At 63.7% G+C, this 17,074-nt stretch carries 21 protein-coding genes and 1 pseudogene; 11 read left to right on the top strand and 11 right to left on the bottom strand.

Features of this window, described 5'->3' with window-relative positions:
• The first annotated feature begins 40 nt into the window (after positions 1–40).
• The 3 genes from K2O51_RS35735 to K2O51_RS01015 all read left to right on the top strand — a co-directional run bounded on the left by K2O51_RS35735 (position 41) and on the right by K2O51_RS01015 (position 2,695).
• Positions 41–1,072: an AMP-binding protein gene (locus K2O51_RS35735; RefSeq protein WP_280640410.1), complete on the top strand. Its 1,032-nt coding sequence runs from the start codon at positions 41–43 to the stop codon at positions 1,070–1,072.
• 126 nt (positions 1,073–1,198) lie between these two features.
• Entirely contained in the window at positions 1,199–1,552 is a 354-nt protein-coding gene (locus tag K2O51_RS01010) for an ArsR/SmtB family transcription factor (RefSeq protein WP_011300187.1), read from the top strand.
• 87 nt (positions 1,553–1,639) lie between these two features.
• The gene (locus tag K2O51_RS01015) at positions 1,640–2,695 is read left to right on the top strand and encodes an alkene reductase (RefSeq protein ID WP_220630377.1); all 1,056 of its coding nucleotides are present in this window, start codon (positions 1,640–1,642) and stop codon (positions 2,693–2,695) included.
• Positions 2,696–2,787: 92 nt separating this feature from the next.
• Here K2O51_RS01015 and K2O51_RS01020 read toward each other — a convergent pair whose 3' ends face one another.
• Both K2O51_RS01020 and K2O51_RS01025 read right to left on the bottom strand, forming a co-directional pair.
• On the bottom strand, positions 2,788–3,801 hold the full coding sequence (locus K2O51_RS01020; RefSeq protein WP_220630378.1) for a J domain-containing protein: 1,014 nt from the start codon (positions 3,799–3,801) through the stop codon (positions 2,788–2,790).
• 123 nt (positions 3,802–3,924) lie between these two features.
• Positions 3,925–4,650, bottom strand: coding sequence for an HD-GYP domain-containing protein (locus tag K2O51_RS01025; RefSeq protein ID WP_140950403.1), 726 nt, complete (start codon positions 4,648–4,650; stop codon positions 3,925–3,927).
• An 832-nt stretch (positions 4,651–5,482) separates the two neighbouring features.
• Here K2O51_RS01025 and K2O51_RS01030 point away from each other — a divergent pair.
• Complete coding sequence (locus tag K2O51_RS01030) at positions 5,483–5,902, top strand: hypothetical protein (protein WP_041680442.1); 420 nt, start codon at positions 5,483–5,485, stop codon at positions 5,900–5,902.
• Between the two features lie 16 nt (positions 5,903–5,918).
• Here K2O51_RS01030 and K2O51_RS01035 read toward each other — a convergent pair whose 3' ends face one another.
• The 4 genes from K2O51_RS01035 to cls form a co-directional block, all read right to left on the bottom strand.
• On the bottom strand, positions 5,919–6,092 hold the full coding sequence (locus tag K2O51_RS01035; protein ID WP_166487071.1) for a hypothetical protein: 174 nt from the start codon (positions 6,090–6,092) through the stop codon (positions 5,919–5,921).
• Positions 6,093–6,178: 86 nt separating this feature from the next.
• The gene (locus tag K2O51_RS01040; protein WP_235679789.1) at positions 6,179–6,502 is read right to left on the bottom strand and encodes a hypothetical protein; all 324 of its coding nucleotides are present in this window, start codon (positions 6,500–6,502) and stop codon (positions 6,179–6,181) included.
• Positions 6,503–6,816: 314 nt separating this feature from the next.
• Positions 6,817–7,473: a TetR/AcrR family transcriptional regulator gene (locus K2O51_RS01045; protein WP_011300180.1), complete on the bottom strand. Its 657-nt coding sequence runs from the start codon at positions 7,471–7,473 to the stop codon at positions 6,817–6,819.
• A 91-nt stretch (positions 7,474–7,564) separates the two neighbouring features.
• Positions 7,565–8,998: a cardiolipin synthase gene (cls, locus tag K2O51_RS01050; RefSeq protein WP_041680441.1), complete on the bottom strand. Its 1,434-nt coding sequence runs from the start codon at positions 8,996–8,998 to the stop codon at positions 7,565–7,567.
• A gap of 284 nt (positions 8,999–9,282) precedes the next feature.
• Between cls and K2O51_RS01055 the strand changes: the two genes are divergently transcribed.
• Together K2O51_RS01055 and K2O51_RS01060 are read left to right on the top strand one after the other, a co-directional pair.
• Complete coding sequence (locus K2O51_RS01055) at positions 9,283–10,098, top strand: response regulator transcription factor (RefSeq protein WP_084791943.1); 816 nt, start codon at positions 9,283–9,285, stop codon at positions 10,096–10,098.
• 209 nt (positions 10,099–10,307) lie between these two features.
• Positions 10,308–10,901, top strand: coding sequence for an HAD domain-containing protein (locus K2O51_RS01060; protein WP_011300177.1), 594 nt, complete (start codon positions 10,308–10,310; stop codon positions 10,899–10,901).
• A 68-nt stretch (positions 10,902–10,969) separates the two neighbouring features.
• Here K2O51_RS01060 and rocF read toward each other — a convergent pair whose 3' ends face one another.
• The gene (rocF, locus tag K2O51_RS01065; protein ID WP_011300176.1) at positions 10,970–11,884 is read right to left on the bottom strand and encodes an arginase; all 915 of its coding nucleotides are present in this window, start codon (positions 11,882–11,884) and stop codon (positions 10,970–10,972) included.
• A 135-nt stretch (positions 11,885–12,019) separates the two neighbouring features.
• A complete protein-coding gene (locus K2O51_RS01070) occupies positions 12,020–12,541 on the bottom strand; it encodes an MgtC/SapB family protein (RefSeq protein ID WP_011300175.1) in 522 nt (173 codons plus the stop codon).
• Between the two features lie 161 nt (positions 12,542–12,702).
• Here K2O51_RS01070 and K2O51_RS01075 point away from each other — a divergent pair, with 161 nt between their 5' ends.
• Positions 12,703–13,074, top strand: coding sequence for a 5-carboxymethyl-2-hydroxymuconate Delta-isomerase (locus K2O51_RS01075; protein ID WP_011300174.1), 372 nt, complete (start codon positions 12,703–12,705; stop codon positions 13,072–13,074).
• 290 nt (positions 13,075–13,364) lie between these two features.
• Here K2O51_RS01075 and K2O51_RS01080 read toward each other — a convergent pair whose 3' ends face one another.
• Together K2O51_RS01080 and K2O51_RS01085 are read right to left on the bottom strand one after the other, a co-directional pair.
• Complete coding sequence (locus K2O51_RS01080) at positions 13,365–13,829, bottom strand: HU family DNA-binding protein (protein ID WP_011300173.1); 465 nt, start codon at positions 13,827–13,829, stop codon at positions 13,365–13,367.
• Between the two features lie 299 nt (positions 13,830–14,128).
• Positions 14,129–14,386 carry a hypothetical protein gene (locus K2O51_RS01085; protein ID WP_041680165.1) on the bottom strand — a complete coding sequence of 86 codons (258 nt, stop codon included), beginning with the start codon at positions 14,384–14,386 and terminating at the stop codon, positions 14,129–14,131.
• Positions 14,387–14,494: 108 nt separating this feature from the next.
• On the opposite strand from K2O51_RS01085, the gene K2O51_RS01090 reads away from it, so the two are divergent.
• The 4 genes and pseudogenes from K2O51_RS01090 (at position 14,495) to K2O51_RS35035 (ending at position 16,509) form a co-directional block, all read left to right on the top strand.
• Entirely contained in the window at positions 14,495–14,725 is a 231-nt protein-coding gene (locus tag K2O51_RS01090) for a hypothetical protein (protein WP_140950406.1), read from the top strand.
• Positions 14,698–15,171: pseudogene (locus tag K2O51_RS01095) on the top strand (winged helix-turn-helix domain-containing protein); the annotation flags it as partial. The gene K2O51_RS01090 and the pseudogene K2O51_RS01095, both read left to right, overlap by 28 nt.
• Positions 15,172–15,205: 34 nt before the next feature.
• Positions 15,206–16,105 carry an ATP-binding protein gene (locus K2O51_RS01100; protein ID WP_245001818.1) on the top strand — a complete coding sequence of 300 codons (900 nt, stop codon included), beginning with the start codon at positions 15,206–15,208 and terminating at the stop codon, positions 16,103–16,105.
• A 47-nt stretch (positions 16,106–16,152) separates the two neighbouring features.
• Positions 16,153–16,509, top strand: coding sequence for an ATP-binding protein (locus K2O51_RS35035; RefSeq protein WP_245001819.1), 357 nt, complete (start codon positions 16,153–16,155; stop codon positions 16,507–16,509).
• A gap of 11 nt (positions 16,510–16,520) precedes the next feature.
• On the opposite strand, the gene K2O51_RS01105 is transcribed toward K2O51_RS35035, so the two are convergent.
• On the bottom strand, positions 16,521–17,018 hold the full coding sequence (locus K2O51_RS01105) for an Mpo1 family 2-hydroxy fatty acid dioxygenase (protein ID WP_011300168.1): 498 nt from the start codon (positions 17,016–17,018) through the stop codon (positions 16,521–16,523).
• Between the last annotated feature and the right edge of the window lie 56 nt (positions 17,019–17,074).

The following is a 17,074-nucleotide window of genomic DNA, read 5'->3' on the forward strand; positions in this document are numbered from 1 at the left end:
CGATGGCGAGGCGCCGTCGTTTGCCACGCACGATCTCGCTGTGCTGGCCGCCGTCCAGCCCGCCACGGCGCCAGATGTCATCGTGCATGAAGACGATCCCTGCATCCTCATGTACACCAGCGGCACTACGGGGCGACCCAAAGGCGTCGTGCATACGCACCGCAGCAAGCTGTTCCACAACGCGATGATGCATCAGGCGATGGGGCTGACACGTGAGGACGTGGGCCTGTCGGTGGCGCCGCTCAACCACACCGCCGAGTTGCACACCAGCTTCCTGCCACGGCTTCAGGTCGGTGCCACGCAGGTGCTGCAGCGGCGCTTCGACGCCGGCGAGGCATGGGATCTCGTTGAGACCGAGCGTGTCACGCATTTCTTCGCCGCGCCGACCATGGTCGGCATGCTGCTGAACCATCCCGATACGGAGCGGCGCGACCTGTCGTCGCTACGACTGGTGGAATATGGCGGCGCATCCATGGCGCCGCACCTGATCCGCGAATGGGACCGCAAGATCGGCGCCGGCCTGGTACAGGTCTACGGCACCACCGAGATGGGTCCTTGCATGTCGGTGCTCTACCCGCAGGAGCAACTGAGCCACGCCGGTTCGGCAGGCCTGCCGTCACTGGGCCACGATCTTGTGGTGGCGCGCCTGCGCGATGACGGCGAGCCGACCGACCCGTCGCAGCCGTGCGAGCCCGGTGAAGTCGGCGAAGTGCTGGTGCGCGGGCCTTGCATGATGCGCGGCTACCTGAACCGCCCCGACGCCAATGCCCACGCGCTGGCCCATGGCTGGTACCACACCGGCGACCTGGGCAGCCTCGACGAGGACGGCTACCTCTGGATCCGCGACCGCATCGACTACATGATCAACTCGGGCGCCGAGACGCCTGGAAGTCCGTGTCGACAAGATCGACGCCCGCCTCGAAGCGATGGATGCCAAGATCGATGCCCGCTTCGAAGCCATGGACAGCAAGATCAATCGCATACTCGAATCGGTCAGACGCCGCTGATCGCTAGATCATACCGTCATAGTATTCGCCGTCGTGCCGGACGGCCCTCCAGGCTTGACGTATGACACAACGCAACTCATCCCACGTCCATCACTAGCTTCTGACAGAAAAACCCACGCTCTGCGAGGGGTCATGCAGGCTTCGTACGTATATCGTATAGTGGCGATATACATTTTGATGCCTCCCGATATATGGTTCGTGAATCACCGAAACAACGTGCACCGGACTCCGCCTCCGCGAAGCCGGAACTCGACGTCGATGCGATCCACAAGGCCCTGGCCAATCCCATGCGACGGAAGATACTGGCCTGGCTGCGAACGCCAGAAGCGTATTTCTCCGCGCAGGAACACCCGCTCGACATGGGTGTTTGCGCCGGGCTGATCGACACGCATTGCGGTCTGTCGCAATCGACAGTCTCGGCGCACCTTGCCACGCTGCAGCGTGCCGGGCTGATCCGCGCGCGGCGCATCGGGCAATGGGTCTTCTTCAAGCGCGACGAAGAGACCATTCAGGCGTTCCTCGACCATATTCACCAGGACCTTTGAGTTCGTACCGGCATGGCGCTTGCCGTCGTGCCAAAGCACTGCTGTGCGCTTCTCCCACCCATACGAAAATACGCAAGGCCAGACCTCATGCCTACCCTCTTCGACCCCATCCGCATCGGCGACCTCGACCTGCCCAACCGCGTCATCATGGCGCCGCTGACCCGCTCGCGCGCCGTCGGCGGCAAGCGTGTGCCGAACGCACTGATGGCCGAGTATTACGTGCAACGCGCGTCCGCCGGCCTCATCATCTCGGAAGCCACGGCGGTGACGCCGCAGGGCGTCGGCTATGCCGACACGCCGGGCATCTGGACCGACGAGCAAGTCGCGGGCTGGAAACACGTGACCGACGCAGTCCATGCCGCTGGCGGCCGCATCTTCATGCAGCTCTGGCACGTCGGCCGGATCTCGGACCCGATCTTCCTCGACGGCGAACTGCCTGTGGCGCCGAGCGCGATCGCGGCGCAAGGCCACGTGAGCCTGGTGCGCCCGAAGCGTGCCTACGTCACGCCCCGTGCGCTGGAAACCGAGGAAATCGCTGGCGTGATCGCGGCCTACCGGCACGGTGCCGAAAATGCCAAAAAGGCCGGCTTCGACGGCGTTGAAATCCACGGTGCCAACGGCTACCTGCTCGACCAGTTCCTGCAGGATTCGACCAACCAGCGCACGGATGCCTATGGTGGCCCCATCGAAAACCGCGCGCGGCTGCTGCTCGAAATTACCGACGCATGCATCGACGTGTGGGGTGCCGACCGCGTCGGCGTGCACCTGTCGCCGCGCGGTGACGTGCACTCGATGGGCGACTCCGATCTGGCGGCGACGTTCGGCTACGTGGCGCGCGAACTGGGCAAGCGCCGCATTGCCTTCATCTGCGCGCGCGAGGCAATCGGCGACAATCGCCTGGGTCCGGCCCTGAAGGCAGCTTTCGGCGGCGTCTATATCGCCAACGAGAAAATGACCAAGCAGACCGCCGAACACGTGCTGGCCGCCGGCGAAGCCGACGCCGTCGCATTCGGGCAGCTCTTCATCGCCAACCCGGACTTGCCGCGCCGCCTTGCGCTCGACGCATCGCTCAACGAGCCCCGGCCGGAGACGTTCTACCATCCGGGTGCCGAGGGATATACCGACTATCCGGCACTGGTGTGACGAGCGGCAAGAACGGCCGTTAGACCCGGTTCGCACGGGCAAGGGCTACCGCTCTTGCCCGGTTTCCGTAGACCCCATCGCCGGGGTAGGCCCTAGAATTCGCTTTCTTCGATTTCCTGCGCCTGGGTATTGCCGTTGCGCACCGGATAAAGCGTCAGCGACATCCGGCTGTATCGCGTGGCATTGCCTTCCGCTATCTCTTCAAGTTCAAACGGGTTCGACTTGGCAATTTTTCCCGTATCCAGGTCCATGTAGCGAACGTCGAAGCTGCCGTGCTCGATATTGGAAAACTCGAATGACGTGCCAGCCTTGATCAGCGCGAAACGCACCGGGATGGTATCGCCACCACCAAGGGAAAACACTTTCAGAAAGACATCCGAAGAATTACGGGAATTGTCCACAGTCAATGACGACAATCCTCCGGTCTTGCGGATAGGGTAGCCTGGAATATAGCTGGTCCACGCGGGCCAGGCCTGGCCGTTCGGCGCGGTGGGCTGGCGCACGTACTGGGGTAGCGGCGCAGGCGACTTCGTCGGCGTCGCGGCCGCGTCGCGCGGCTCCCCAGTCATGGCGGCAATGGTCGAGACCGAAGGTGTCCAGCCCTCTGCCTGCCGGGAGCCATCCGCCGATTGGTGCGACGTCGGGATGATCAGATAAATCGCAGCCCCTGCCACCACCAGCACAAATAACGCCTTGGAGGCAGTGCTGGCGCCTGCCGGATTCACTGCGCTCCCACTGTCCGCGTTCTTGCGCGATGTCCTGGAATCCGCAGGAGGGGCCTGTCGCGCACCGCTACCGCTTCGGGACGCCGGATCCGCAGAAGTCCCCGACGCTGTCGAAGCCGGTCTCGCCCGCTGGCCGGCGTTTGCAGTCGCGCCCGCTTTCGCCTTTTCCTGCGACAGAATCCACGCATCATGCTGGGCACGCTTTGCCGGATTCATCAAAACCTCGTAAGCGGTGTTGATAATAGTCATGACCCGGTGAGATTCGGGCGAGTCATGGTTACGATCCGGATGATGCTTTTGACTTAATGCCTTGTATGCCGCACGAATGACCTCCGGGGGGGCGTCACGAGAAATCTTCAGATTATCGTAATGGGTATGCATTCTCGTGCCGGCGCTAAAAGGTCGGCACAGATTTTACCGTCCGGGTCGCGACAAGTGAATCTCCGTTGGTTGGGAAACCCTCACCAAATTGTGATAGCTGCCGAGGCGTACCTCGAACGGTAACTAGACCAATGCTTCAAAGTGCAACGGGGTGGCGACAACCTTGGTGACCAAGCGGGCCGCGGACCGAAAATCGGTACGTGACAGCCCGTAGAACCCTGCAATCACTGCCGTGTCGTTGCCGAGAGACAGCAACTCGTTCGCCGTGGCACGAGCACTGAGCAGATCCGGAAAACCTTCCTGGAAGACCTCCACCACTTCCGGATCAAAATGCGAGCCGCTACCTGACGCAATAATGGCCCGCGCTTCCTCGTCGGCCATGCGGGGCCGATAGCAGCGCGTTTCGGTCATGGCGTCGAATGCATCGACAACGGCCACGATACGCGCGGCCAACGGGATGCGCCGAGCGGCCAGGCGGTCCGGGTAGCCGCTGCCATCAAAGCGCTCGTGATGGTGCCTGGCAATTCCGGCAGCAAACTGATGCAGCGGGTCGGCACTGGTTGACAGCAGGTCCGCGCCCATCCCGGAATGCCGCTCCATGATGCTTCGTTCGGCTGGCGTCAGCTTGCCCGGCTTCAGCAGCACGCGGTCTGGAATGAGAAGCTTGCCAAGATCATGGACCGGAGTAGACAGGCGGATATGGTCTTGCGTCAGGCGATCCATTTCCATCAGGCCAGCCAGACGATCGGCAATGAAGGCGGTCCGGATGAAGTGGCCGGATGCGTCCGGATAACGCGAGCAACCGGCAAGCGCAAGGCTTGCGAGCGTAATAATCGATCGGTAATTCATTCTGGCTGCGATTTCGCCAGCCATTTCGGCCCGCGAAATTTCGAAACTCAATTTCTTGTTTTTTTGGCCATCGGCCGGGGCTGCAGCGCGTGACGCCGCTTGCTTCAGATTTGGCGATGCATTCTTCGATCACCGCCTATCCCGACTGCATTTTGAGGACTTCCGAGTGTATCAACCGAGTGGATATCTCGACACACGCGCAATGAAAAATCCCTGAATCGCAGCCCATGAAGCTGGCGTTTGTTGATGTGTATCAAGTAATTTCGACACGCCGTTGGCGGCTGGGTAACGTTGCCGATCAATGTTTTATTACGTATTACGTAAACTCTCTACTTATCGATCATATTGTTTAGACATAATTATGCTTATGTCTTGAGATTGTCACTCCTGCCACTTTCGTTCGAAAGTACGGCAATTTGCGGCTCCAAGAGACGCGCCAAGCGGGCGTGATCGTGCTTCATGAGAACCGGCGGGCACGGGTTCGCCCGACGAGCAGCGGCAGGTGTTTCCGGAGAAGATCATCGACGAGCTTTGCAACCTCTTCCGTTGCCGCGCGACCGAGGTGCAACGGGGGAGCGTCACGCGCCGCTCATGACCTCGTAAGGCATCCGTATATCGTTGGCGCGAGGCTAACGGGCGCAAGGCCATGCATGCCCAGCAATACGGGTATATCGCTAGCGCGGCGCGCTGGCCGCCCTGCCTATACTGGCAGGCGCACCGGGCACTGACAGGGAACGGCCCGCTTGCGCCCTGAATTTTCGGCAGGCACCGCCGCTCCGTTCGTGGACGCATTTGGGCTGCCTGCTCGCGGGCCATGAACATGGAGAAGGGCATGCCCAACGAACAATTTCTAGCGACGCAGGAAACGCGCCGCTCGGGCCTTCAGGCCCTGCGCGCAGCGTTGCTGCAGGTTCACAAGGAAGTTATCGGCTATGACCGCGGCCAGTACGAACGCCTGAACGGTCCCATCCCAGCAGGGTTGTTCGTGCAGTTGGTGACGGAAGACGATTTTTTCCGCTGGATGGACCCGTTGTCCCGGCTCATCATCGAAATCGACGAGGAACTCGAGTCGCCGGAATACCATGATGAAACGTGCCGCGCAGTAGCACGGGCCACCGAACGGCTGTTCAGCGACAAGGGCGATGGCGCGTTCCGCAAGCGCTACCAGGAAGCGCTGCAGGACGAGTCCGGCGTCATCGTTGCGCACGGACGGCTGATGTCCGTGATCGGGCAACTGCGCCAGTTGCCCTAGTCTGCCATCCGTTCTGTCACGACGTCTTCGACGGACGCGGCTTGTCCGGATCGACGGCGATCGGGTCGCTGGCAGGAAACGTTTCCTTCAGGGCCTCGTCCAGTTCTCGTTCGATCCGCTCGTCGGCCGGCGCCGACTTCGGCTGTTGCCGACCGCCCTTGGGCGCTTTCTCGGGTAGTGGTTTGCGCATCGCAAGACTCCTCTGCTGGCAGTTCTGGGGTGTAAACAGGTAGCCGCCTCGCTGGCTAGGGCTCCAGAGCCCTTCGCCGTATGGCATTACCGCCCGTGTCCGCCACCGCCGCGACCACCTCCGCTACCGCGGCCACCGCTCCTGCCGCCGCCATACCAGCCACCGGACCCATGCCAGCCCCCAGAGCCGTGCCACCCTCGGTGTCCGCCATACCAGCAGCATCGGCCTCCGCCATAGACATAGGCAAAGCTCCCGTAGTAGCCGCCATAGCCCGGGCCGTAGTATGGATAGCCAGGCGTTACCGGATAGCCGCTGTAGTACGGTGAGCCCACCGGATAAGCCGGGTAGCCGAGATAGTCGGCGCCGTAATAGTCGGGGTAGACCGCGCAACCCGCCAATAGTGCTGCCATCGTGAAAACGCTGCCGACCGCGTATCGCATGATCCACCCATCACTTGTCAAGGGCGAAATGCCCGGTTGACATCCCGTTAGACCGTCTGGCCATCCAGCCGATCCCCTGAATCGAATATGTGCCGGCAACGAGACTCTGTGCCCGAAGACACATTTTGGGAACAAATTTAGGACTTATCCGATTTTCTTATGAGACTTAACCGAATAGATTTGCCCGTGCACCCATCCCGCGGGTGCCCCGACGAGCCAGGGGACCCCATCCTGGTTCCTTACGCTGCCACGATGGTCCCCGCCATCGTGGCATTTTTTTTGAATCAGGTTGCTGACTGAAGTCCTCGCTCCACCATGTCCAGCAAACGCTGGCCAAGCGCCGCAGCCTCTCCGGGCTCCCTCCCACGCAGCGGGCCGTCCAGCACCAGCATGGCAAGGCCGTGCACAGCCGACCACGCCAGGTACTCGGCGCCCTGCCGATGCGCAGCCGGCAGGATTCCCGCTTCGACCATTCTGTCCAGTGCGGCCGACAACAATTGGAAAGGATTCAGCCCACTGTGGCCGGCCTTTGCCGGATCCGCATCATCTTCCACCTGGTCCGGAACGGAAAAGGCCGTACGGAACAGACCAGGCTCGGACAGAGCAAAACGCAGGTAACCCGTCCCGACGGCGCGCAGGCTCGCGCGCGCCAGCGTCGCCGCACTACTAGCCGGGCGCAGGCCACCGAGTTCGGCTTCCATGGCAATCGCGAGCGCGGACAATGCTGCCGCGCGCACGGCCCGCAGCAAGTCTTGCCGGCTGGAAAAGTGCCGATACGCGGCGTTGGGCACCACGCCCGCCCGTCGCGTGGCTTCACGAAGCACGATGGCATCGGGCCCGCCTTCACGCGCCAGGTCAATGCCAGCTTCCAGCAGCGCTCGGCGCAGGTCGCCGTGACGATACGTCGTGCGGGCCGGCATCGTTGAGGCAGTCCGGCTCATCATTTCCCCCCTGTACATACTGTTCTTATCTTGCCAACCAATAGTGAACAGTGTACACAATAGGGCGCGGCGTTGCTTCCCGACACCTCGCTTACAGGATCGGCGCAAACAGCTTTGCCACGTGCATCGCCACACGCAATGGCGCAGGCGCCCGCAGGAATTCGTCTACGCCGATGCGCCGCGCCTGCGCAAAATCGGCCTCCAGCATGTCAGCGACCTGGCTGGCGAACTCGCGGTCCGCCGTCATCACCATCAACTCGAAGTTCAGCCGGAACGAGCGGTTGTCGAGGTTCGCCGTACCGACTGCCGCCGCGTCGTCGTCGACCAGGATGACCTTCTGGTGGAGAAAGCCCGGCTGGTAGCGATACAGCTTGATCCCCGCGGCCACGGCCTGATGCGCGTAAAGCGTGGAAGCGGCGAACACGACGAGATGGTCTGGCCTGGCGGGAATCAGGATACGCACATCTACCCCGCGCAGTACCGCCAGGCGCAGCACGGCAAAGACTGCTTCGTCCGGCACGAAGTATGGCGACGTGATCCACACCCGGTGCCGCGCAGCCTGGATGGCTTCGACGAAGAACAGCGAGCAGGTCTCCTGCGCGTCGGCCGGGCCCGTCGGCACGACCTGGCAGGTCATGCGCCCGCCCACGTCAGGAGGCGGCATCAGCAGGTATGGCACTTCGCGCGCGGCCCAGTACCAATCCTCGGCAAACGCCATCTGCAGATCCAGCACAGCGCTGCCGCGCACGCTGATATGGGTGTCGCGCCACGGCGCTAGCGGGGGCCGCTCGCCGAGATATTCAACGCCGACGTTATGCCCCCCCACGAAGGCCTGCGACCCGTCCACGACCACGAGCTTCCGATGGTTGCGGAAGTTGAGCTGGAAGCGGTTGACGAAGCCGCGGTGCGTCGAGAACGCGCGCGCCTCGACGCCGGCCGCCATCAAGGTCTTCACATAGCCACGCGGCAACGCGTGGCAACCGATGCTGTCGTAGAGAAAATAGACCTTGACGCCAGCCTGCGCGCGCTCACACAGCAATGCCTGCAGGCGCCGGCCGAGTACATCGTCATGGACGATGAAGAACTGCACGATCACCACCTGCCTGGCTGCGGCCACGGCTGCGAAGATGGCCTCGAACGTGGTCGTGCCGTTGACCAGCAGGCGCACATCGTTGTTGGCCAGGCAAGGCATGCCGGTCAGCCGCGGAAGCGCGCGCATGCAGGCTGGCTCCGGTGCGTGCACCACGCAGGCGCTGCGGGCGTCGCGGTCTTCAGGGGTCATGCCATGGCGGATCTCGCGCAGCCTGTCGTCATTGAAGCGGCGCGCATTGACATAGCCGGCGAAACGGCTCCTGCCGAAGATCAGGTAAGGCACCAGTGTGAGGTACGGCATCATCACCAGCGATCCCGCCCAGGCAATGGCCCCGGGCGCCGTGCGCACGGTCATGACGGCGTGCAATGCGGCCAGCACGCCAATGACGTGAAAAATCAGGATGACCGTCGCGACAACGCTCGGGCTTAGCATGTGCAGGCTTCCCAGGTGTCCGCCACGCGGAACCGGATCACGATGGTTCTTATTTTGGCACAGCGATATGCGTGGCGCGGCGCCCGGCCGCTGCTGCGTCGCGACAAACGCCTTCTGCGGCATTGCCTCGATCGAACAGTTCGCACATCTGAGCTAGCGCAATTTTCTGGCCGGAATCGGATTTGTCCGATTGTTCCGCCGCGTTTGCCTTTATACGCTCTCGACTCAGCACCTTCCGGCAAACCGACTTTTCTCATTTCCGCCGCCACTGTATGCCTGACCCCATGAATATCGCACTGCTGAGCGGTCAGTCCGCGCATCTGAAAGCCGTTCCCGAATTGCTGGCGCGCGCCGGCTTCCGATGCAACGTGTTTGCTTCCACTCGTGCGCTCATCCAGGGCGTCAGCCTTGCCTCGTACGATATGCTGCTGATCCATGACGAACTGCCCGACACAGCGGCGATTGACGTCATCCGCACTGTACGGTGCGCGCGCTCGCGCGATCTGCCGATCATGATGCTGGGCGGCAACGGTAGCGAGGAGGCCCTCGTCGAAGCGCTCGACGCGGGCGCCGACGACTACCTGAGCGGTCCGCAGAGTACGCGGGTCCTTCTGGCGCGAATGGCCGCACTGCGCCGCCGCGCCACAGGGGACCGTCAACGTCAGGGGCTGTTGGCGCGCGCGGGCCCGTACCAGCTCAACAGCGTCGGCCGCTTCGCAACGCTGCACGGCGAGCGCATAACACTGACCCCAAAGGAGTTCGATCTGGCCATGCTGCTGTTCACCAATGCCGGCCGGGTACTCGCTAACCGCCGCATCGAACAGGCCATCTGGCACCATGAACTGCCGCCCTTGTCGCGTGCGCTGGCCGGGTTGATGTCGCGCCTGCGCAAGACCTTGCGACTCAGTCCCGAGAATGGCATTTCGATCACGGTGGTCTATGCCCATGGCTATCGCCTCGACATCCATGAGGACAGCCCGACCCACCCACGGAAACACGGCAATCCGGCGTTAGCTCAACAGCAGCCTGATCTTCACACTGGCCTGCTGGCCGACGATCGGGCCCACGGAGTGCGCCCCGTAACGGATTCGGCGTGCTAGGTGGCGCTTGTGCGCTGCTGCCGACGGATAAAGTGGCAGTACAGATGTGTCTGCCGGAAACATTTGACATTGAGAGGTAACCGGCATTTACGAGTTCAGCGAGGAAGTTACAGATATGTTTCACTTGCGGCTGGCGCCGTTACGCGCAGCCATCAGGTTGCCGAGTAATCTTTGCTCACACCAACCCGATGTGTAACCCCAAGGAAATCATGTCTGAACGACTCATCATGCTGGACGTACCTGGCGTACTGTATTCCGACCGGTCTCAGGCCCGGCTCGGCGGGGTTCCCGATTCGGGTACTTTGCGCGATGTCCGCTTCTTCGACCCCATTGCGCTTGGCTATATTCGCCGGCTCTTCGGACTGGCGGGCGCACGGGTGGTGGTGTCGGACGCGTGGCGGCGCGGCACGCCTGCCGCCATCTTCCAGCAACTGGACCTGCAGGTGGAAGGCATGACACCTGCCGTGGCAGGCGGCCACGGCGCGGAGATTGCCGCTTACTTTGCGGGCCGTGCCATGCCGTCCACCTATGTGATCTTGTCCTGCGCGCCGGCGGACTCCATGAGTGACGCCCAGCGCGAACACCTCGTGAGCGTCGATCCGGCGCAGGGCCTCACCGTCGAGAACTTCCGGCGAGCGCTGGACATCCTCGGCGTGGCCTGTCCGTCCACGCTGATGCCGCCGCCGCGCCTCGATGCGGGGTTGCGTGCCAAACTGGCGCAATTGCAACGGCTTGCGCGCGAAGAACCCGCCCGTTTCACCGCGCCTGCGGAGTCCACCGCTGCTGCGGCACTGCACGCCTGAGCGAGTCATTTCCGATGCACAAGGGGCGCCACCATGGCGCCCCTTAGTTTTTGGCGTGCGAGCGCCCGTCAGCGCGCCCGCAGTAGCGTGGACTTGCCAAACAGGCTTTCCAGGAAATCGACCACCAGCCGTGCTGTCTCATTACGCACATCGCAGGCAGGGTTGAGCTCCATTACGTCCAGCGAAGACAATCGTCCCGTATCAGCGATCATTTCCATGCAGAGTTGTGTCTCGCGATACGTGGGTCCGCCCAGCACCGTCGTACCGACGCCGGGCGCGATGGCCGAATCGATGAAATCGACGTCGAAGCTCACGTGCAGGTGCGTGTCGTCATCAACGCCGGCGAGCGCCTGCTCCATGGTCTGGCGCATGCCGTACTCGTCGATATAGCGCATATCGAACACCTTGAGGCCCAGCGCATGCAGCCGCAGCTTTTCCTGCGCATCGACGCTGCGGATGCCAACTTGCCGGATTTCCTCGGGACGTACCGCCGGCGGCTGGCCGCCGAGCGTGGTCAGTGGCGTGGGGCCGTCGCCGCACAGGCAGGCCACTGGCATGCCATGCATATTGCCGGTCGGCGTACTGGTCCCGATATTGGCATCGGCATGGGCATCGAGCCAGAGTACGACGAGCTTCCGGCCTGCCTCCCGGCAATGACGGGCGACTGCACTGACCGATCCGACCGCCAGGCAGTGGTCACCGCCAAGCAGGACCGGCATCCGGCCCGCCTGGAGAATGCGCGTACTGGCCTCGAACACGCCGCGATTCCACGCCACCACCTCATCGAGATGGCGCAGGCCCTGTACCGGCGGCGCGAGCGGATTCACCGGACCAGCAATATTGCCGGCGTCGCTGACATCGAGCCCCATCCGCGCAAGCGCCGGGACGATGTCGGCAATGCGCAGCGCTTCGGGGCCCATCGTGCAGCCTCTGGTGCTTGCGCCGACATCCGTCGGCGCGCCAAACAGGGTAATCGGCTTCATGGCGCGACCTCCTGAGCATGTTTGGTGACGGCTGTACCGGCGCGAACGCCGGAATGTCGCTACCTTTCTCGTGTGTGGCACCGGGTAACGCCGCAAGGTTCCCGATCCGCCTGTCCAGAATGCTTCCTGGGCGCTTCAGGGCCAGACGTCGTCGTCGGGTTCATTGCCCTTCGCCTGCTTCCCCGCCTCGCCGTTGTCGCGATGGTTGTGCTTGTCACCATTGATCGGATCGAGCACACGATGCAACCGCATTTCAAGGCGCCCGCCCATCCACAGCAGCAACATGCCGAGCACAAGCGCCAGGCCGCCGACCGCGTAGTAGCCTGCCCCCGCCGCCGCACCGAGGATCGCCGACAGCCAGATTGCCGCCGCGGTGGTCAGCCCCTGCGGGCGCTGGTGCGAGCCATGTCGCGCGATCACGCCCACACCCAGAAACCCGATGCCGGTCAGCAACCCCTGCAGCACGCGCGAGACTGCGTCCATCTGAGGTCCATACTGCGTCACCAGGCAGACGGCTGTTGCCGCGCCGAGCGATACCAGCCCCAGCGTGCGCATGCCGGCGGCCTTGCCGCGCAGGTTGCGGTCGAGGCCAATCGCGGCACCCGCGACCAGGCCGCAGAACAGGCGCAGGAAAATTTCGAAGCTGATGGTTTCCATGTGTGCTGTTGTGATGAATCCAACGCCGCAGTCTTCGACGCAAGCTAGCTTAACTCAGGGGCGGGGCCGGGCGGGAGTAACGCTGCGGAATGCACGTATCATGACGATTCGCCCCGGCTCTCCACAGCGTCCGGCTCGTACTGTTTCCACCCCGATCTGCCATGCCCCACCTCGTGATCGAAATCACAGAAAACACGCGTCTCAACTGTTCGCCCGAAGAACTGCTCGATGAGGCCAATGCCGCGCTGCTTGCATCCGGCGAATTCGGCGAAGCCGACATTAAATCGCGTTGCATCATGCTGTCCACGTTTCGGCAGGGGGTAGAGGCTGCAGAGCGCGCGTTCGTCCATGCTCGCCTGTCCATCCTCGATGGCCGCGAACTGGCCGTGCGGCGCGCGCTTGGGCAGGCCGTGTGCGATGTCATTGCCGAGGCGGTCCGCCCAGCCACTGCGGAAGGTCAGAGCGTGCAAATCAGCGTCGAAGTGCGCGAAATGGAGCGCGCAAGCTACGCCAAGCAGATTGTCGGCGGCTGACGCGCGGCCAGTGCGAATCGGCGCGCCAAAAAGAAAGCCCGCGGCCATTGCTGGCAGCGGGCGGGGCTTCCGGGAAGACGCCGGGAGCCGGTGCCATGGGGAGCGCCCCCGCACCCATGGCGATGTGAATTCTAGGCGCATGCCCAAGGGCGCAATTTGACCATGGTTAAGTCGTAGCCAGTTCCCGAACGCGTGTCGGCGGAAACTCACCCATCGTCGCGCAGCCCGACATCGGGCATGAAAAAAGGAGCCGACCAGCGGCTCCTTTTCTTTGCGGATCAACTGGCCGATCAAGCGGCAGCAGCGTCCTTCAGCTTCTTCAGCGGGCGAACCTTCACCTTGACGCTGGCCGGCTTGGCCGGGAACCAACGCTCTTCACCGGTGAACGGGTCCTTGCCGAAGCGCTTCTTCTTCGCCGGCACTTGCTGCGCGGTCACCTTCAGCAGGCCCGGCAGCGTGAATTCGCCAGCGCCCTTCTTGTTCAGCGCGCCGACGATGGTGTTTTCCAGATGGGCCAGCACCGTCTTCACGGCCTTGGGCTCCATCTGGGTCTGGGCTACCAGGTGAGCGACCAGGCTCGACTTGTTGAAGGTGTCCTTCAGCGGGCGCGGGGTCACCGCGGCAGCCGGAGCAGCCTTCTTGGCCGGCGCGGCCTTCTTGGCGGCAGCCTTCACAGGTGCCTTCGTTGCCGCGGCCTTCTTGGCAGCGGGCTTGGTTGCAGTCGTCTTCGCGGTCGGTTTCGCTTTGGTCGCCATATCGATATACGAGAGTTGAACAGATCAGAGCCGGCTGTTCGAAGGCTTCGCATTGCGTTGCACATACCCCTTGCCGGCGCCACTGAATCATAGCGGAAACGACCGTGTGTCAAAGGGTTTTCATACATGCAAACGCTAAAACCCCGTGAAAACCCCGTGTTTTGTCGCAGCAATACCTCAGCAGAAGCGCGTAGAGGCACCACGTCCCCCCACTTTCGCAGTCTCAGGCGTCTTCTCGCGGAAGAGAAATCGGGGCTGCGCGCGCCGCGTCAGATGCGACAGGACTCTATTTTCAAGGCCTATTCGCCGAGCCACGCGGCAATCAGCGAGCCCACGGCCATGGTGCCCAGCGCAATCAACGGCAGGTTGGCATCGGCGCGCGACCACTCGCGTAGCAGAGCGATCAGGTCGACATGGATCCAGAACACGCTAGACACGCAGAGCACGGAAAACAGCGCGCCAGCCGCCAGGAAAGCTGCGCGCCGGTCCGGCGAGCGATGCTGCGGGGACGGTGAAACGGACTGTGACAGGGATGCGGTAGACGGATGGTGCGACATGGCTGGACTCCTGATACGGTTGGCAAGCATTGTCGTGAACGGCACCTGAACGCTGGCTGAGGCATCCGTTCAGCCTGCGTTCAGGCGTTTTGACGCAAACTTCAGGCCATGAAGACATTTCACGTCCGCCGCCCTGCCCGGCTTCGCCACGCAAGCCGCCCTGCTTTCGCGCTCGCGCTGGCCGGTGCTGCGCTCGCGCTTGCGCTTGGCATCGCCGCGCCGGCACATGCCGACAAGGACGCCGATCGCGCCCGCGCGGCGGTGCAGTCCGGGGAAATCCTGCCGCTGTCCCGCATTCTCGAAGCGGTTTCGCAGCGCACGTCAACGTTCCCGTGCTGATTCTCGCGGCGCGAGACAGCTGGACAGAGAAGGTTGAAGGCATCGACGCGGGCGCCGACGACTACCTGGCCAAGCCGTTCCTCATGGAAGAATTGCAGGCGCGCATCCGCGCGTTGATTCGCCGCGCGCACGGCATGCCGGCCCCCGAACTGAGCTGCGGCTCCGTCCAGCTGAATCCGCGCGCCGGCACCGTGACCGTGGATGGCGCCGCCGTGGTGCTGACGGCGCACGAATTCAAGGTGCTCGACTACCTGATGCACCATCCGGGCGCCATCGTCAGCAAGTCCACGCTGACCGAACATATCTATGCGCAGGACTTTGACCGCGACAGCAACACGATCGAAGTCTTCGTCGGCCGGCTGCGCCGCAAGCTCGGCGTGGACGTGATCGAGACCGTGCGCGGCCAGGGCTACCGGCTGCGACCGCCCCCCGCGACCGGGAATTAAGGCACCGCATGCGCAACTCTCTCGCGCTGCGCCTGTGGCCGCCATTTGGCTCGCCGCGGCGCTCGGCGCAAGCTGGTGGCTCCTTTCCACGCTGTTCGAGCGGCACGTCAACGATACCTACGTGCGCCAGCTGGAACACCAGTTCACCAGCCTGACCGCCGCGCTCGACTGGAGCCCCGACGGCTGGCTGCTGCTGACGCGCGCACCGGCGGACCCACGCTATGAACTCCCCTATTCCGGCGCCTACTGGCAAGCCCGAGCCCCCGGCGCGCTGCTGCGTTCGCGCTCGTTGTGGGACACAGAAATGCCGGAAAAGGCTGCGCACAAGGTAGCGGGAACGCCTGCCGAAGTTCGTCAGGGACCCAACCAGCAGTCGCTGCTGGTGGTGTCGCGCAGCATCGTGCTGGCTTCGTCCGACACGCCAGTGAGCGTTTCCGTGGCGCTGGATCGCACCGAACTGCGCGCCGCACGGCGCGCGTTCAACACCATGCTGGGCTGGTCGCTCGGAGCGCTTGGCATGGGCCTGATGCTGGCCGTGGCCGCTCAGGTGCGCTTCGGGCTGGCGCCACTCAAGCGCCTGCGGCAAGCGCTGGGCGCGATGCAGGCACGGCGCGAGAGTCGCTTGGGCGGCAATTGGCCTACTGAAGTCGAGCCATTGATCAGCGAAATCAACACGCTGCTGGACCACAACGCGCAGGCGCTCGAGCGGTCGCGGCAACAGGCGGCGGACCTGGCGCACGCGGTAAAGACACCGCTCGCCGTGCTCGCCAATGAGGCGTCCAGCTTGCCGAGCCCGGCTGCCGATGCCGTGTCCCGCCAGGTCGACGCCATGCGCCGGCAGGTCGACCGCCACCTGGCCCCCGCGCGCGCGCAGCAGGCGCCGCGGCGGCACGTGGCCAGCGCATCGAGGCCGGCCCCGCGGTACGCGAGCTGACGCGCGCCCTGACGCGCCTTCATGGCGCGCGGCAGCTCGACATCGGCGTGGAAGGCGAAGGACACTTCGCCGGCGACCGTCAGGATCTGGTGGAGATGCTCGGCAATCTGCTCGACAACGCCTGCCAGTGGGCACGCTCGCAGGTGCGCATCCACTTGCGCGAAGACACTGCCGCAGCGTTGCTGGAGGTGCTCGTGGAAGATGACGGCCCGGGCATGCCGCCCGAGGCGCGCGAACTGGCCACCACCCGGTTCGGGCGGCTCGACGAAGCCGCCGCCGGCAGCGGTCTCGGCCTGGCCATCGTCACAGAGATTGCGGCGATGTATGAGGGATCACTGGAGCTGGGTAACAGCGCGCTCGGCGGCCTGGCAGCGCACCTGCGGCTGCCGGCCGGCATGGCCTGATCGCTGCCGCATCAGGACACGCGCGCCATCATTGCATCGCGGGTGCCGGCTGCCAGACCGCAGGCAAAGGCGGTCTCCGCCACGAGGAACAGCGGGCCGATCAGCAGTCCGACCAGATCATCGACGAACGCGGGCTTTCGGCCTTCATAGTAATGGCCGACAAACTGGATGACCCAGCCCGCCACGAACAGGCCGATACCGGCAGCCAGCCAGCCGCCCGTCGGCAGCGCGGCAAGGTGAGCTCCGGCGTACAGGAACAGCGCCAGCACGATCGCCATCGCCACGCCGAATCCCGCCGACAGGCGCAGATAGAAGAGGCACGACAACGCGTACACCACCATGGCCGGCGTGAGGTACGCATCACCGTCGCCCAGCGGCATCACGGGCCGGCCGAGCAGCGTGGTGACGGCGAGCACGATCATCGGGATGCCGATGAAATGCGTGGCGACATTGCGGGGATTGCGGTGATAGGCGGCGTAGTTGGCCAGATGCTCGACCAGGGTGTTCACGGGGCGTCTCCTTGGATGCGGGCCGATGGCTGCAGCAGTGCAGCAGTGCCACAAGC

The sequence above is a fragment of the Cupriavidus pinatubonensis genome (genome assembly GCF_019602855.1).
Taxonomy (GTDB): Bacteria; Pseudomonadota; Gammaproteobacteria; order Burkholderiales; family Burkholderiaceae; genus Cupriavidus; species Cupriavidus pinatubonensis.